Source organism: Lentimicrobiaceae bacterium (assembly GCA_023227965.1).
Lineage (GTDB): Bacteria > Bacteroidota > Bacteroidia > Bacteroidales > JALOCA01 > JALOCA01.
Map to the genome: position 1 here is coordinate 14,403 of JALOCA010000003.1, position 16,178 is coordinate 30,580.

The window sequence follows — 16,178 nt, forward strand, 5'->3', positions numbered from 1 at the left end:
CAAAATCACTGCATAAAATTTCATTAAAAAAGCCTATATGCTATTATAGGCTTTTATTTTTTTCGGTATAAACATTTAATCGCTCGATATTATAGTTTTAATCGCAGTATAAATTATATATTTTTTTTATATTTAATTCTGTATTAATATTATTTATAGCTTGTAAAACGGGATTTAAAAAATGCCAGTAAAAACTTATACCATCAGCTTTTTCGCTCGTACATTGATATAACAAAATTTTTCTGCTTGCTATGTCAAACAGAACAAGATGAACAATAACAAGTTCATTTACTTTGCTCATGTAATCAACAAAAGTAATAATTCCAATTCCCCTTTTCGATTCGCTTTTTAAATTTTTAATAACATTCCTTATTGTATCAAGATTTATTCCATTTCCATCGGTAGCATGATATTGCGAGGTAACATTTATTTTTTTATTCCTTTCTTTTATTCCCGACAAATCTTGTATAATGCTTCCCGGAAAGATATTTCCGTATTCATTTATGATAAGCTGATTTTTAAAATGCTCGTCTGTCTGAACAAATTTGTTAAATTGCTCGGTATAGTTATTAGTTGAAAAATATTGCTTTAAAGTTATATTTTCAAAATCGAGTTTTGTAAATGTATAATCAATTCCATACCATATAAATAGGCTTTTATATTTTACTATTTGCCTTTTTAAATTATCAGAAAAAAAACTAAACATATCACATATTTGAAATGTAGAATCAGATACATTAGGGGGATCGAAAACCACTTTTTTTACTTTATTAACCGGAATAATATTGGGTGTTGTTTCACCATTTAAAACATAAGTAATGATTTTTGTATCATTATTTATTATCCGACAATCAATGGTGTTTTCCTTCTTTCCCTTTCCTGTTATTATTTTATCAATCTGTGAAAAAGCCTCTGTTGAAAAAAAGGAAATAAATAAAAGCATAAATAATGCGAGCTCTAAGTTCTTATAATTTAAACGCAATTTTTTCATAATTTAAAAACTTAATTGTCTTATTATTCATTTGTTATTGTTTCTTTGCCTTCTTCTTCCGGTTCATCGCCCTTGCTCCAGCCGCCAATATAGCGGGCATTCTGATAACCAAGATAAAAATCAGGATTTTCCTCTTCATACATGGCTATAAGCGGATCTAATTTTTCTGTAAAAATAGCATTCGATAAGGCAAATAATCCATCCAGTTTTTCTGTCGAATTTTTTATTTCGGTGCGTGCTTCTTGGGGTGCTGTTATTACGCTATAAAATTCTTCGGTAGCAACTCTTTGTTTTTCCAGCATTTCTGGCTTTATCTTATATTCTAATAAAGCTCCAGCCAAAGGATTAACAATTTCATAAACCTTTTTACAGCGGTTGTAGCACTCCTGGTCACTTCCTTCTCCCAAGTCGCTTATCGAAAAATTTACACTTGCCTTTAACCCATCATTTTTAGCAAAGGCTGCATACGCTTTAGTTCCGGAACACAACGGAAAAGTTGCATCAATCATCGTTTTCTTTTTCTGTTTTTTGTCCTCGGTAACTACATTTGTACTGTTTTGCTGATTCTTACTTTCTTCATTTATCTCAGATTCAAGATCTGATAGTTCAGTTTTCGCAGCCATAAGTGGCTTTGAATCATTCCATACGTCCAGGTATGTAGCTAAATATTTCAGCACAACCCTGATCATGTTCAATTTTTTGATGTAATATCTTTTCATGGCACATAATTTTTATACAAATATATAACATATTATATGATTTTTTACAATTTTATTCATTTTTATAAAATCTTTTTACAAAAATTTATTTTCTGCATTATAAAATAAGTAAGCAAGCTCTGTTTTAAACATTTTATCTCTCGATAATTATTAAAAATATATTATAATATATTTATAATATGGATATTAAAAAATACAATGTTATGATGTTTTTGATTTTTGAAAACAATTTTATGAAAAGAGTTTAATAATGCCATTATTCCATTAATAAACAGTTAATCCATAAAATGTTACTTGTTTAAAATAGCTTAAAACAGTTTATGAAAGTCTATATATTAGTTATATATATTCATTTTGATAAATAAAATATTAAAAATATGTTTTTTCTGTTAAAAAATAGACTTTATTTATCAAAAAATATGTTTTTTATGTTAAAAAAGATGTTTTATGCATTGTGAAAGATATTTTCTGTTGTCAACATGGCATCTTTTGTATTGTAAAATACATTTAACACTGTTAATCTGGCATCTCTTGTAATGTAAAATACATCTATTATATTCAAAAATGAGTTTTTTATGTTTTAAAATGAGTTTTCTTCTTCTATTCTTCCGTTGGTTCTGGTTTTATCTTTATACCGTCGTAACTTTTTTCTATTCCGTTTTTATAGCTGATTACCAAAAATGGTGTTCCATCATAATTAAATGTTATCCAATCGCCATCTTTGCGACCCATGATGAATTTTCCTTCATCTTTGCGGTTTCCATTATCCCAATACCAGGTATGCCTTCCATTAGGATTATCATCAATATAGTTTCCTTCAAAGCTCTGTTTACCATCCGGATAATATGATTTCCATTCTCCGTTTCGCATACCTCCGCGGTAGGTTCCTTCCTCCCATCGGTCACCTGTATGGTACGTCCACTTGCCTTCTTCCAATCCGGCTATATACTCTCCCTGGCATATGATCTTGCTCTGTTCGTCATACTCTGTCATTATACCTTCCGAAAGCCCGTTAAGGAAGTTCTCTTCGCGTTTCAGGCTACCATCCGGGTAATTCCATTTCCATAATCCATCGGGTTTGCCGTTTTTGTTATATTTTCCCGATTGTTCCACCTGACCATTGTTGTGATAAAACTTCCATTCCCCTACCCTTTTGTCTTTATCATACGTTCCTTCAGATTTTAACTGACCATCTTTATAAAAATCTTTCCATGGTCCGTTTTTAATGCCTTCTTCATCAATAATTCCTTGCGAAATTATTTTTCCTCCCTCAAACATATAACCTGCCGTTACTTTTCCATCTTCCGAAAATTCGCGCCGAACGCCTTCCGGAACATTTTTCCGGTAACTTGCTATGGTTTTTGGCTTTCCACTGGGATAATAATCTGTCTTTACTTCTAATTTAATTACTTCTTTGGCTTCTTCCTGACGGATATCATCAATATATTTAACTACTTCTGTAAGGTTTCCATCCTGTGAATATTGTTTAAAATAGCCGTTCTTTTTATTATCTTTATAAGTGATTTCCCATTTTACATTTCCGTTTTCATAAAAATCTTTCCATACGCCTTGTTTCCAACCATTTTTATTGCTGCGATTTATTCTTTCATAATTGGTTACAAAACCCCTTTTATATTCATAAAGTGCGATGATATTTCCGATAGTATCATATTCCCGCGCAATCCCACTCTCCAGTCCATTCTCAAAATTAACGGCTTTTTTAATTCTCCCATTAGGATAATAAATGCGTGTTATTCCTTGCTTTACATCATTTATAAAATTTTCTTCCGTTATTTCCTGCTCACGGTAGGTTTTCTTTATTCCATTCTTTTTATCATTTTTATAATTTATCTCTATCAGAAGTTTGCCAGTTTCATCACAAAATTTCCATGTACTGTCGAGCAGATAGTTTTTACGGTTTCCTTCCGATTTTAATGTACCATTCTCATTGTAATTTTTCCAGTATCCATCGGGTTTACCATCTCGTATATTGCCTTCGCTTTGTTTTTTACCGTTTTTATAATAAAAAACATTGTATCCGTTAGGATTAGTTGTTTGCTGTCCAAAAGCAAATACATCAATTGCAATAAAAAATATAACTGTAAGAATATAACTTATTACCTTACATTTTGATTTACGGTACATAACGATATTTAATTTTTAATTTCAAATGTCGGATATTTAATCATCACTTCTTCATTTTTAACTCTTATTTCTCACTTTATAATATTTGCCTTTTTAGATATATCAAGCATCCGCTGAATGGGTATTCTCGCCTTATTCATTAACTCTTCATTCATTAAAATTTCAGGAGTTTCATTTTTCAGTGCAAGATATAATTTTTCCATGGTATTCATTTTCATGTAAGGACAATCATTACAAGCACAAGTTTCATCTTTCGGCACCAAAATAAACTCTTTTTCCGGCGAAGCTTTTTTCATCTGGTGAATAATCCCGGTTTCTGTAGCGACAATAAACTGTTTAGCCTCATTTTTCATAGTATAATTTAATAAAGCGGTAGTTGAACCAATAAAATCTGCTAACACAAGTATTTGCGCTTTACATTCAGGATGAGCAATTAATTTTGCATCTGGATTTTCTGCTTTTAACTGTATCACTTTTTCAGTTGATAAAATATCATGTACCTCACAACTCCCGTTCCAAAGCACCATATTTCTGCCAGTTAAATTATTAATATATCCACCTAAGTTTTTATCTGGTGCAAATATCAATTGCTGATCAACAGGAAACGATTCCACTATCTTTATTGCGTTGCTCGATGTACAAATTACATCCGACAAAGTCTTTACTGCTGATGAACAGTTGATGTAGGATATTACCTTATGTCCTGGATAATTATTAATAAATTGTTGTAAATCTTCTGCCTGACAACTATCTGCCAGCGAACAGCCTGCATTTAAATCAGGCATTATTACCTTTTTTGTCGGGTTTAAAATTTTTGCTGTCTCCGCCATAAAGTGTACTCCCGCAAATAAAATTATATTTGCATCCGTTTCCACAGCATTTTGTGAAAGTTGCAAACTATCACCTATATAATCAGCTAAGTCTTGTATTTCTGGAACTTGATAATAATGCGCCAGAATTACAGCGTTTTTTTCTTCTTTCAGTCGAAGTATTTTATCTCTGAGATTGTTTTTCATAAATAATATATATCATTATAAAAGTTTATTATTATTATATATTCTGTTAGTAACGTTGGTAACTTTTTTTAAAATTATTTTGAAATAAACTTTTTCTATTTTCATCAACGGGTTATTAACAGCTATTTTTTTAATAAATTTTTGATTAAATGGTTATTGTATGTTATTAACAATGTAATTTAACGATTGTTATTGTTGAAAAATTATTTTTAAAGTAGTGTTTTAAATTGTTGAATACTCCTGTTTTAATAATGATAAGTAATGATAACAATGGTATTTTAAATAAAGATAGACAAATAAAGTATAAAACGTAATACTTTTTAGAAATTTGTAACAAAATTACACAGATATACACAAAATATTGTTAATAAAATTAAAAGGTTGAAAATAAAAAAGGTAAACGGAAAGTGGATATATAAAAATGTTTATAAAAACATTTAAACTCATAATTATAAATAAGTAGCTTAAATTTGATTTAAATTTGTGAGATTTTTAGTTATTAACAATGGATGAAAAAATGAATGTTTTAGCAATAGGTAGTGATCATGCCGGATTTATACTTAAAGAATTTCTTATTGAAAAACTTAAAAATAAAGGGTTTATAGTAATAGATAAAGGCACATTTTCAATGGAAAGTGTAGATTATCCGGATTTTGCACATAAAGTTGCTTTCGCAGTGGATAATGGAGAAGTGAATAAAGCCATACTTATCTGCGGAAGTGGTAATGGAGTAAATATTACGGCAAATAAATACAAAAACGTACGCAGTGCTCTTTGTTGGAACGAAAAAATTGCCGAACTTGCTAGGCTGCATAATGATGCAAATATTATTGCCCTCCCTGCCCGGTTTATAAGTAATTTATCAGGGTGGAATATAGTAGAAAAGTTTTTAAATACAGCTTTTGAAGGAGGAAGACATACGAGAAGGGTGGAAAAAATTAATCAAATATTAAGATAAACAATGGCAGAATTGTACGAAAAATTTTTAAAAGAAGCTGAAGAAAAAGCTTTTGATAGTAACCACCGAAAAAAGCTTGATTTTAATATTTCAAAATATGATTTGGCGGTCGTAAATGGGAAAAAACAATATAGTAATTTAGAAACTGCTAAAAAAAGAGCGGCACATATAAAACATAAAGTAATTAATGAACTGGATAAGTATTTAATAGAATTCGAACTGAATTTTGAGAAAAGAGGCGGAAAGGTAATTTGGGCAATCGATGCAGAAGATGCAGTAAAAGAGATTTTATTCATCATGAAACGTCATCATGCGAAACATGTGGTAAAATCAAAGTCAATGATAAGTGAAGAACTTGAATTGAATGAAAATCTTGAAAAAAATAAAATAGAATCCCTTGAAACCGATTTAGGAGAATTTATCGTGCAGATAGCCGGTGAAAAACCTTACCATTTACTTACTCCAGCTATGCATAAATCAAAAGAGGATATAGCAGAATTATTTCATAAAAAATACGGGTTAAATCCTCAAAGTAAACCGGAAGAAATTACTGTATTTGTAAGACAATTATTGCGGGAAAAATTTTATACATCGGATATAGGAATCACTGGAGGCAACTTTATCATTGCTGATATAGGTGCGGTTGCATTGACCGAAAATGAAGGAAACGGAGTGATGTCCATTGCTTTTCCAAAAGTGCATATCGTAGTTACTGGAATAGAAAAAGTGATACCTTCAATTAAAGACCTTAGTCTTTTTTGGCCACTGCTTTCCACGCATGGTACGGGGCAAAAACTTACAGTGTATAATTCCATTATAAGCGGACCAAAACAGGATGAAGAATCAGATGGTCCCGAAAGCATGTATGTTATTTTACTTGATAATAACCGTTCAGAAGTTCTTTCTCATATAAAACAGCGCAGAGCAATGTCGTGTATCCGTTGCGGAGCCTGCGTTAATGCATGTCCTATTTACCGGAGTATAGGTGGATATGTTTATAATACTACTTACAGCGGCCCAATAGGATCAGTAATTTCACCACACCTCAGAGGTATGGACGATTATAAACATTTAAGTTTTGCTTCCTCGCTTTGTGGCAGATGCACCGAAGTATGTCCAATGAAAATTAATCTCCACGAATTACTTTTATATAATCGCGACCTTTCTGTGAAACAACATTACAACAAAACTTCAGAAAAAATCTTGATGTTTGGTATGAAAAAAGTATTGTTAAGTAGAAAATTGATGAATACCGGAGCAGGTGTTAAAAACAAACTATTTACCCGTTTTTTTGCAAAAACATGGGGTCGAAGAAGATCATTGCCCATTTTTCCTCCAAAAAATTTTAATCAGCTCTGGATGGAAAAGAAAAGCAATTAATATTTGTCAAGAATTGTTTCTATAGAAGATAAGTAGCTTCCACCGAACAAATTTACATGAACAAGCAAGGGATACAGATTACAAATATCCATTCTTTGTTTCCAACCTTTTTCTAAGGGATATACAGAATTGTAGGATTCGTAAAAAACAGGAGAAAACCCTCCAAACAGAAGGCTCATTGCTAAATCCATTTCCCGATGCCCGAAATAAATTGCCGGATCAAAAATACAAGCTTTCCCCTTGGAATCTACCATAAAATTACCATTCCACAAATCTCCATGCAATAGTGCCGGTGGTTCAATAGGAAATATTTCATGTAGTTTATTATATAATCGTTCGAACTTATTAGCTATTTTTTTAGGTACATTATCATTTTTTAGTGCAAGTTGTAACTGAAAATCCAACCTTTCAGTTATAAAAAAATCTATCCAGTTATCATGTTTATTATTTTTTTGAACCAATGAACCAATGTAATTACTGTTATCAAGCCCAAAATGAGAATCAGAAACCCGGTGAAGGCAAGCTAAGGCAATTCCAAAATCATCCCAAAAGTTTTTAACCCTTTCAACCGATTCAATAAATTCAAGTAAAAGAAAAGAATGATCCCATGTATTACTTTGAAAAATAACTTGCGGAACTGTTATTATTCCTGTTTCATTTAATTGGGTTAATCCTTTTGCTTCTGATGCAAACATTTCAGGATAACGATTTACGGAATTCCATTTAAGAAAATATTTTTTATAATTGGTTTGGAAGCAAACGGCTTCGTTAATACAACCTCCCTGTAAACTATAGCTTCCGATAAAAGAAATAGAAGGACTAATATTTTTTTTAAAAAAGACAAGAATCTTTTCTTCTATTGCATGGGGTACCATTCTCAGAATATTGAATACATTTTTCCGGTTTGGGGTTTATTAATTAATTTATCAAATCCGATAAGGAAGGGTATCGCAATAAGAAAGGGTACAACAACTGAAAACTGACGTAAAAAATTAAGAAGCTTATTAATTTGATGAACCCAATTAGTAATTGCAACGGAAATATTATTCAGAAATGAAAAGTTCAGCACAATATCACGGAATTCAAATGTCCTGAAATCGAAGAGAATGAAAAAAATGCAGCCGACAAAAAGGAATAGGGATAAAAATATCCATTTCAGTATGTCTGATAAGTGTTTTGTTTCTATTTTTTCCGTTACGGGAAGCTGATGAATTTTTTCCATAAGAGAAACTGTAAAATCCATCGAAGGAGATTCATTTATTTTATTTTCACAAACTTTCCGGATCAAAGGGTCCTTGATAAATTCCTGTTTTTTCATAGTTCTGTTATTAATATACTGTCATTTTATTTTGTGTAATTTCACAAATACTATCATATAGCTTTTTTCGTATCCTGTGAAGTTTCACTTTAACATTTGAAGAACTTAATCCTGTAATTTCGGCAATTTCTTCAATAGTATTGTTGTTTTTATAAAATAGAGTAAGCAGCAGACTTTCATTGTCCGGAAGTTCATTTATTGCCCTATTCATAAATTTGAATTGTTCGTCATCAGATAAATAATCAACATTAATACTGATTTCATCCTCGGTAAAATTGTTGATAATAGTATCGTCCAGCACAGTCCATTCCAATGCTTTTTTCCGGGTTTTTGAAATGGCTGTATTGTACACGATGCGGTATAGCCATGTAGCAAATTTTGCTTCTCCTTTAAAAGATGACAAAGAACGGAAAATTTTTAAAAATGAATCCTGAGAAATTTCTTCGGCATCCTCACGGTTTTTCACAATTTTATATGCGATAGTAAAAACCAAATCTTTGTGTTTTTCTATCAGATAAGCAAAAGAAGAAACATCACCATTAACAACTTTGCTTATATAAAAATTGTCGTCTTCGTACTTCATCCGGATTATTAGACGCACAAATGGAAAATGGGTTACAAGGTAATAAAATTTTTCCAAAATGTAACCTTGTGATATAATCTGCGTCAATAAAAGCAGGAAGACAAATATTAACTTATTAAATTATCAATTATGGAAGGGTTTTTAATAACAACAGCATTTTTTGTAACGGTTTATGGAATAGTACGTTTAGCTATTAGAAGAAAGGAAAGAATGGCTGCAATTGAAAAAGGGTTGAATCCGATGGAATGGGAGAAAAAAGAAAATCCTACGTTGGCTGCCTTAAAATTAGGTTTAGTGCTCATTGGCATCGGAACCGGCGTGTTAATCGGCAGTATTCTTGTGGAAACAACTACAATTAACCCCGATCAAGCTTTTTTTTCTATGATTTGCCTGGGAGGTGGCATTGCCTTGGTTCTTAATTATGTACTTGGGAAAAAAATTATGACAGAGCAGCAGAAGAATCAAGAAAATCAAAATGTTCAATAATCTTGTATAAAGGACCTTCGCGCCTGAGAATGCTTTCGTAAAGAGTAAAACTATTTACGAAGGCATCCTGCAAACAGACTGTTTTATATTTTTCTAAGGTTTGCTGAAACAGCTTTTTATCGGTAATGTAACGGATTCTGCCAATGGTAAGGTGGGGAACAAAATTTTGCCTGTCGGTTTCATAACCGATGTTTTGCAATTCTTCCGCGATATTCCAGAATAATTTTTGCAACAAAGGATTTTCGTCAATTCCAAACCATATAACTTTAGGCTGGTACGAACTGCCGAAAATACCTGTTCGGTTTATTTTTAAGATAAAAGAAGAATTTTTTGCCACAACATTCATAAAAATTTTGCAAATAGCCGGAATTTTCTGTTCGTCTGTTTCACCAAAGAATTTCAGGGTGATGTGAATGTTTTCTCTTTCTACAAATTTAATATTGTCGTGACGAAAGTCTCTTATAAGTTGATCGTAAATACTTAAAAATTGCTGGGAAGGATGAATTTTTATAGCTGCGAAGAGACGTTTCATAAATGGGTATTAAGTTGTTAATTATTAGGTTACTTGAAGTTGTTATTATTATTTTGCCGAAAATAAAAATTGTTTATTTTTGCAGTCTGTTTGATTTTTGAGAAACGAAGATAAAAAGGATCCCCAATCTTAAATCAAAAATCTGCAATTTTCTTGGGGTATTAGCTCAGTTGGCTAGAGCGTTTGACTGGCAGTCAAGAGGTCAGGGGTTCGACTCCCCTATACTCCACAATTTTTAATGAATGCCACTCGTAAATTAACAGTTTATAGATGGCTTTTTCGCAGCCTCCAACAGTTTAATGGCTTTTAGGAGATCGGGGTTTTGAAGCACAATTAATAACTATTGTACTTATTTTACATTTTTTTTATTTATGTTTAGATAGTTGTGTAATTAGTTGAATGTAAACCGTTTGAAATTTATTAAAAAATCTGCTTACAGACATTTATGAACGAAAGTTAGTATTTGCTTTCAATCCATTGGCAAATATCTTCTTTGGTTGCATCAATATCGAATACATGGTGGGGCTGCAGATAAAACAACTTCTTATTTGCTTTGAAAAGGTGCTCCCCACCCCCGGTTATATTAAGCATTACAATAGCATCTTCTTCTATCTTAAGCTCTTTTATATTCTTCATCAGTGAAGCCGTAGCTACTGCTGCTGCCGGGTGAATATCTATTCCTTCGGTTTTGGCAAACAACTTAGCTGCAATGGTTGTTTCCCTGTTGGTAATGGCAATAACATCTCCATTGGTATCTTTTAGTGCATCAAACAATCCCCCGGTAACTCCGTAAGGTGGTTTACGGTTCGAAAGCACTTTTGCCTTTATTTTCCGGATCTGTTTTCGGGCAATGCTATCTTCCATCGGAAGAATATTTCTCGAATCAGCTTTCCAAGCTTCGTAAATGGGTACAAACGGAAGGTTTTGTGAAACCATCAGTTTCATCTTCTTGTTTCCGAAACGTCCATCGCCTATCAGCCGCTGGTTGGCTTCCCATGCGGCAATACCTCCAGTTCCGCTTCCTACTGCTTGGAAATAATAATCCGGGATTTGACCTATGTGTGTAACCGCCGATAACACTGTGGTAGCCATTCCGTCGCGGCGAGCCACATTTTTTGCCCCGCCTTCAGGCAAAAATTTTGTGTGTGCACACACAAGGTTGGATAAGTTAATGGCATCGAAGTAATCGCTGCCACTACGGGTAACTATTAGTTTTACACATTCGCTTACCGGCTCGTCGAACCACATGGCATCCAGAGAATCTTGGGGCATGCAAAGTAAAAGTGGTATTTGATTGTCTGAACAAACCTTTGCGAAAGCCCTTGCGGTATTTCCTGCCGAGGCTACCACCAAGATTTTATCATTATTTGAATTCAAGCGGGCACATACGGAGTAAGCTTCCGTTTCTTTAAAAGAACAGGTCTTCATTAATGCACCCATTTCAGGCCAATATCCGCTGAAAGTGATATATAAATTATTTAATCCCAACGAATTTGCAAGCCCTATGCTTTTATAGGTAACCGGAGCACACGATCCGTTCAGTATCCTGTTCACTGGAAGCCAGTCGGCAAATTTGTATAAACCAGAAAATTCGTTTACCGTGTTTAATTGTTTCTTTTGATAATTTGTTCTGATGAGTGAAGGTTTTTCTTCCTTTTCTGCATCCAGACACCAACCTGCATCTTCAAATTCTTTACCACTAAGTACAGATTGCAGGGTGTATAGTGTTTTAGTAAAATGTTCTGACATAACTTTCCTTATAAGTCAAAGATTTGACTATTGAATAATCCGGCAGTAAAACTAAAAAAACAGGGTGAATTTTTTAACAAATTATTCTACTGTTACCGATTTTGCAAGATTCCTCGGCTGATCTACATTGTTACCGCGCATTACAGCAATATGATAAGCCAAAAGCTGAAGCGGAATGGTTGCCAGTAATGGAACCAGCATTTCTTCTGTTTCTGGGATTTCGATAGAATAGTCTACAAGGTTTTTTACCTGAGTATCGCCCTCGGTAACGATGGCAATGATTATCCCTTTTCTTGCTTTTATTTCTTCTATATTCGAAACCACCTTTTCGTAAATACCATGTTTAGTTGCAATTACAACAACAGGCATATTTTTATCAATCAAAGCGATAGGACCATGTTTCATTTCAGCAGCAGGATAGCCCTCGGCGTGAATATAAGAGATTTCCTTGAGTTTAAGTGCGCCCTCCAGTGCTACCGGGAAATTATAACCACGTCCCAGGTAAAGAGCATTAGTGGAATCTTTAAGGATTTTCGAAAGTTCAACAATCTGGTCATTTACCAATAGCGTTTTTTCCACCTTTTGGGGAATGTTTTCCAATTCGTTGATGAGCTGCTGAAAGTGGGAGCGGGAAATGGTTCCGCTTTTGTGTGCAATGGATAAAGCCATGAGGGTAAGTACGGTTACTTGTGCAGTAAAAGCTTTGGTAGAAGCAACTCCGATTTCCGGTCCTGCATGGGTATAACTGCCTGCATGCGTTGCACGGGCAATAGAAGATCCCACTACATTGCATATACCTATAATGGTAGCTCCTTTGGATTTGGCAAGTTCAATAGCAGCCAGGGTATCAGCGGTTTCTCCCGATTGTGATATGGCAATCACCACATCTTTTTCACATATGATGGGATTACGATACCTGAATTCCGATGCGTATTCTACTTCTACCGGAACGCGTGCCAGTTCTTCAAACAGATACTCTCCAACAAGTGCCGCGTGCCAGGAAGTTCCACATGCAATGAAAACGATACGTTCCGCATTCATTATCTTTTGTTCAAATTCGGCAATACCGCCTAATTGTACAAAACCTTGTTGTGAATGTATTCTTCCGCGCATACTATCCTGAATAGAACGGGGCTGTTCATAAATTTCTTTCAGCATAAAATGCGGATATCCTTCTCTTTCCAATGCACTGAGGTTTATTTCCAGATGCTGGATATAAGGTGTTTTATCCTTATTGGCAATGGTTTTAATCTTAAGAGGTTTGTTACGCCGGACGATGGCAATTTCTTCCTCGTTCAGATAAACCACATTATTTGTATATTCTATTATAGGCGTGGCATCAGAAGCTACAAAGTATTCATCTTTACCAATACCAACAACCAAGGGGCTTCCTTTTTTGGCAGCAAGTAACATATCCGGGTAATCTTCAGATATTACTACAATGGCATAAGCTCCAACCACCTGCGATAAAGCCATCCGGAAGGCTTCTTCCAACATAACCTTTTCATTTACCTGTATATCTTCGATAAGGTGAATTAAAACTTCGGTATCCGTCTTGCTGGTAAAAACAGATCCTCTTTTTTCCAGTTCTTTTTTCAGGGAAGCATAATTTTCGATGATGCCATTATGTATAATAGCCATTTTTTTGGAAGGAGAGAAATGGGGATGTGCATTTATTGTATTGGGTTCCCCGTGGGTTGCCCAGCGTGTATGTGCTATTCCGATAGTTCCACTTACGTCTTTATCTTTAATAAGTTCTTCTAACTCCTGAACTTTTCCCTGGCTTTTAAAAAGTTTCAGATTACCGTTGATTACAGCAATTCCGGCACTGTCGTATCCTCTGTATTCCAAGCGATGCAATCCTTTCATAAGGATAGGCTGTGCTTGCCGGGGTCCTAAATAGGCAACAATTCCACACATAACAACAAATTTAATAATGCAAAGTTATAAAATATGCTTGCATTATTATAATGCAAATGTATATTCGCTGTTAATATACGTTAAAATCGTGGTAATTTCCGAAGTATTCGCTTTGGGTTAATTTTTCAGATGGGTATAAAATATCTGCAGACGTAACCTGTCAACCGGAGTAGTTCTGCCGTTAATCATAACACGGTACGCTTTATTTCGGGTGAACAAAAACAGCTCCTGATTTGGTTCAGCATCCTCTTCAAACATGGATTGTACATAACGGGTTATGCGAAAGCGATATTCATTTTTATTGTTTAAAGTACCGCCAAAATAGCCACTTCCTTCTGTCTCGTCAATAAGTACACTCATGCTTGTATCGTTGAGATTTTTTCTTAATGTCAATGATGGTGGGGCTGATAAATATTTGCTTCCCCCAAATGTTGGCATGTCAGCTTTTACAACAAGTTCTGCCTGGTTAATAACTATTTTTCCTGACTTAGCTAATTGTAACAGGTAGGGGATACGGAATTTAACCTTAGTACCACCCATTGATTGCAGGTAGAGTTTTCTCTGTGCTGCAACAGAATCTCCGGCAAGTTGCGCCTTAAGTTCATTGGAGGCATGAGCATATCCATAGTGATCAAAATGAGTGAAAAAGGCAGCATATTGGTTTATTACAAAATTTTGTTTCAATGAATTAGCGCTATCATTTTGATAATAAAGCACCATTTCGCTTTGTGGGTTCAGCAGATTAAAATACAGCATAGCTCCTTTTCCTATTGTATTTACAGGATCAGAAAATATACATATACCCTTTAAAAATCTCAGAAAGGCTTCATTATTGAGGAAAATACTGTCAGCAGCATGGATAAATTTATTGCCAAATTCGTCAGATAAGCGGATTCGTAAATGGGGTGCATAGTTTATGGTATCAATTTTTACGCTGTCGTATGGGTGTGGAAAAAAAGTGACATTGCCAATTGCCTGGTCGTAATGCGGTTTTGTCTGATTGGAATAATAAGCGGTATCTTTTATAAGGTTGCCGGAAAGTTCATAAACGGTAAAATGCTGTGGTGTATTTGTTTCGCCATAAATCCCATCGTATTGCAGTTTTAAAACAATAGAATCCAATGTGGGATTTTCGCCAAAGCTAATATCTGTTGATTTTAACCGCAACTGTGTGTAGATGCTGGCTGTAGTTTTTCCGAACTCTGGGTCGTAAAACGAACCTAAAATTACAGGTGACGTTTCGTCAGTACGAATCGAGTCATCTAATATGGTTCTGGCATCAATAGTGAGCGTATCGCAATATTCAAAATTCAATTGATCGCCAGCAGGAGTAATATCCAATCCAAGTTCAGAAGGTTCTTTTTTGCAGGATTGAAACAGGAAAGTGGTTATAATCGTCAATAATACAAGCTTTGTTCTGATGTTCACGTGAGTACAAATTAAAAAGTTCAGTTTTTGTTTTAATCAATAGTCTCTTTCGTCAGGATTTCATTATAAAAATTGGAATATTTTTCAATAAAGTTATCAATGGGCTGATAGGGCAAAAAAGGTTTTCTTGAATTGGTTAGATAATCAGACACTTCCGCATTTATTGTTTCACAACTAATTATTAAACCGTCAGAATAGTCAATAGCACTTTGCATTAAACTAACGAAGTTTGATTTTTTATAGTATTTGAGATCTTTATTTGTTATTCCTTCCATTTTAATTTTCTGGGAAAAATCTTTGCTCATGTTTCCCTCGAAAGCATCATCATAAACAGAATAAATCACTTTTGTTTCTGCAAAAAGAGGGTTATCCCTGTAGGCACGTTTAACATACAAAGGCAATAAACTGGTCATCCAGCCATGACAGTGAATAATATCGGGCGACCAACCTAATTTTTTAACCGTTTCAAGCACTCCGCGAACAAAGAAAATAGCCCGTTCATCATTATCTTTAAAAAACTTCTGGTTTTTGTCGTGAAAAATAAATTTTCTTTGAAAATAATCTTCATTGTCAATGAAATAAATTTGCATCCGGGCACTTTGAATTGAAGCAACTTTGATGATAAGAGGATGGTCTGTATTGTCAATTATCAGGTTCATACCCGAAAGACGGATTACTTCATGCAGTTGATTTCTCCTTTCGTTAATGTTTCCAAACCGGGGCATAAAAGTCCTGATTTCTTTTCCATTTTCCTGTACCGCTTGTGGCAAATACCGGCAAATGGTTCCCATATTACTCTCCGGTAGGTAAGGTGTAATTTCCTGGGTTACAAATAATATCCTGGTTTTTTCCATGCTTTTTTCCTACTTTATATAAAATAATTTGCAAAAATACTAAAAATAATTTGCAATTCATTTTTAAATCATTAGTAAAACGCAAGATAAGTAAAAATA

The 16,178-nt window shown here is 33.9% G+C and carries 15 protein-coding genes and 1 tRNA gene; 4 read left to right on the forward strand and 12 right to left on the reverse strand.

The annotated features are described in order from the left end of the window. Positions 1-97: 97 nt before the first annotated feature. The 4 genes from M0R21_01585 to nadA all read right to left on the reverse strand — a co-directional run bounded on the left by M0R21_01585 (position 98) and on the right by nadA (position 4,871). On the reverse strand, positions 98-991 hold the full coding sequence (locus tag M0R21_01585) for a hypothetical protein (GenBank protein MCK9616507.1): 894 nt from the start codon (positions 989-991) through the stop codon (positions 98-100). A 23-nt stretch (positions 992-1,014) separates the two neighbouring features. Then, entirely contained in the window at positions 1,015-1,710 is a 696-nt protein-coding gene (locus M0R21_01590; GenBank protein ID MCK9616508.1) for a hypothetical protein, read from the reverse strand. 600 nt (positions 1,711-2,310) lie between these two features. After that, positions 2,311-3,855, reverse strand: a complete 1,545-nt coding sequence (locus M0R21_01595; protein ID MCK9616509.1) for a toxin-antitoxin system YwqK family antitoxin — start codon at positions 3,853-3,855, stop codon at positions 2,311-2,313. Between the two features lie 71 nt (positions 3,856-3,926). Beyond that, positions 3,927-4,871: a quinolinate synthase NadA gene (nadA, locus tag M0R21_01600; protein MCK9616510.1), complete on the reverse strand. Its 945-nt coding sequence runs from the start codon at positions 4,869-4,871 to the stop codon at positions 3,927-3,929. 517 nt (positions 4,872-5,388) lie between these two features. Here nadA and rpiB point away from each other — a divergent pair. Together rpiB and M0R21_01610 are read left to right on the forward strand one after the other, a co-directional pair. Beyond that, the gene (rpiB, locus tag M0R21_01605) at positions 5,389-5,829 is read left to right on the forward strand and encodes a ribose 5-phosphate isomerase B (GenBank protein ID MCK9616511.1); all 441 of its coding nucleotides are present in this window, start codon (positions 5,389-5,391) and stop codon (positions 5,827-5,829) included. Between the two features lie 3 nt (positions 5,830-5,832). Then, positions 5,833-7,209, forward strand: coding sequence for a lactate utilization protein (locus M0R21_01610; GenBank protein MCK9616512.1), 1,377 nt, complete (start codon positions 5,833-5,835; stop codon positions 7,207-7,209). Here the strand turns inward: M0R21_01610 and M0R21_01615 are convergent. Genes M0R21_01615 through M0R21_01625 form a run of 3 tightly spaced genes read right to left on the reverse strand, consistent with a single transcriptional unit; the run spans position 7,206 to position 9,110 of the window. Next, positions 7,206-8,084 carry a fructosamine kinase family protein gene (locus M0R21_01615; protein ID MCK9616513.1) on the reverse strand — a complete coding sequence of 293 codons (879 nt, stop codon included), beginning with the start codon at positions 8,082-8,084 and terminating at the stop codon, positions 7,206-7,208. The genes M0R21_01610 and M0R21_01615 overlap by 4 nt on opposite strands. A gap of 2 nt (positions 8,085-8,086) precedes the next feature. After that, positions 8,087-8,527 (reverse strand): hypothetical protein, encoded by a 441-nt coding sequence (locus M0R21_01620; GenBank protein ID MCK9616514.1) that lies wholly within the window; start codon positions 8,525-8,527, stop codon positions 8,087-8,089. Between the two features lie 10 nt (positions 8,528-8,537). Beyond that, on the reverse strand, positions 8,538-9,110 hold the full coding sequence (locus tag M0R21_01625) for a sigma-70 family RNA polymerase sigma factor (GenBank protein MCK9616515.1): 573 nt from the start codon (positions 9,108-9,110) through the stop codon (positions 8,538-8,540). Between the two features lie 129 nt (positions 9,111-9,239). Here M0R21_01625 and M0R21_01630 point away from each other — a divergent pair, with 129 nt between their 5' ends. Further along, positions 9,240-9,596, forward strand: coding sequence for a hypothetical protein (locus M0R21_01630; protein ID MCK9616516.1), 357 nt, complete (start codon positions 9,240-9,242; stop codon positions 9,594-9,596). Here M0R21_01630 and thpR read toward each other — a convergent pair. Beyond that, entirely contained in the window at positions 9,550-10,128 is a 579-nt protein-coding gene (thpR, locus tag M0R21_01635; protein MCK9616517.1) for an RNA 2',3'-cyclic phosphodiesterase, read from the reverse strand. The genes M0R21_01630 and thpR overlap by 47 nt on opposite strands. Positions 10,129-10,283: 155 nt before the next feature. Here thpR and M0R21_01640 point away from each other — a divergent pair. Further along, a tRNA-Ala gene (locus M0R21_01640) sits at positions 10,284-10,357 on the forward strand. Between the two features lie 227 nt (positions 10,358-10,584). Here M0R21_01640 and M0R21_01645 read toward each other — a convergent pair. The 4 genes from M0R21_01645 to M0R21_01660 all read right to left on the reverse strand — a co-directional run bounded on the left by M0R21_01645 (position 10,585) and on the right by M0R21_01660 (position 16,079). Further along, positions 10,585-11,877 carry a cysteate synthase gene (locus tag M0R21_01645; GenBank protein MCK9616518.1) on the reverse strand — a complete coding sequence of 431 codons (1,293 nt, stop codon included), beginning with the start codon at positions 11,875-11,877 and terminating at the stop codon, positions 10,585-10,587. A gap of 81 nt (positions 11,878-11,958) precedes the next feature. Continuing rightward, a complete protein-coding gene (gene glmS, locus M0R21_01650) occupies positions 11,959-13,797 on the reverse strand; it encodes a glutamine--fructose-6-phosphate transaminase (isomerizing) (protein ID MCK9616519.1) in 1,839 nt (612 codons plus the stop codon). 117 nt (positions 13,798-13,914) lie between these two features. Then, positions 13,915-15,225: a DUF4270 domain-containing protein gene (locus M0R21_01655; GenBank protein ID MCK9616520.1), complete on the reverse strand. Its 1,311-nt coding sequence runs from the start codon at positions 15,223-15,225 to the stop codon at positions 13,915-13,917. Between the two features lie 32 nt (positions 15,226-15,257). Beyond that, a complete protein-coding gene (locus M0R21_01660) occupies positions 15,258-16,079 on the reverse strand; it encodes a glycogen/starch synthase (protein ID MCK9616521.1) in 822 nt (273 codons plus the stop codon). Between the last annotated feature and the right edge of the window lie 99 nt (positions 16,080-16,178).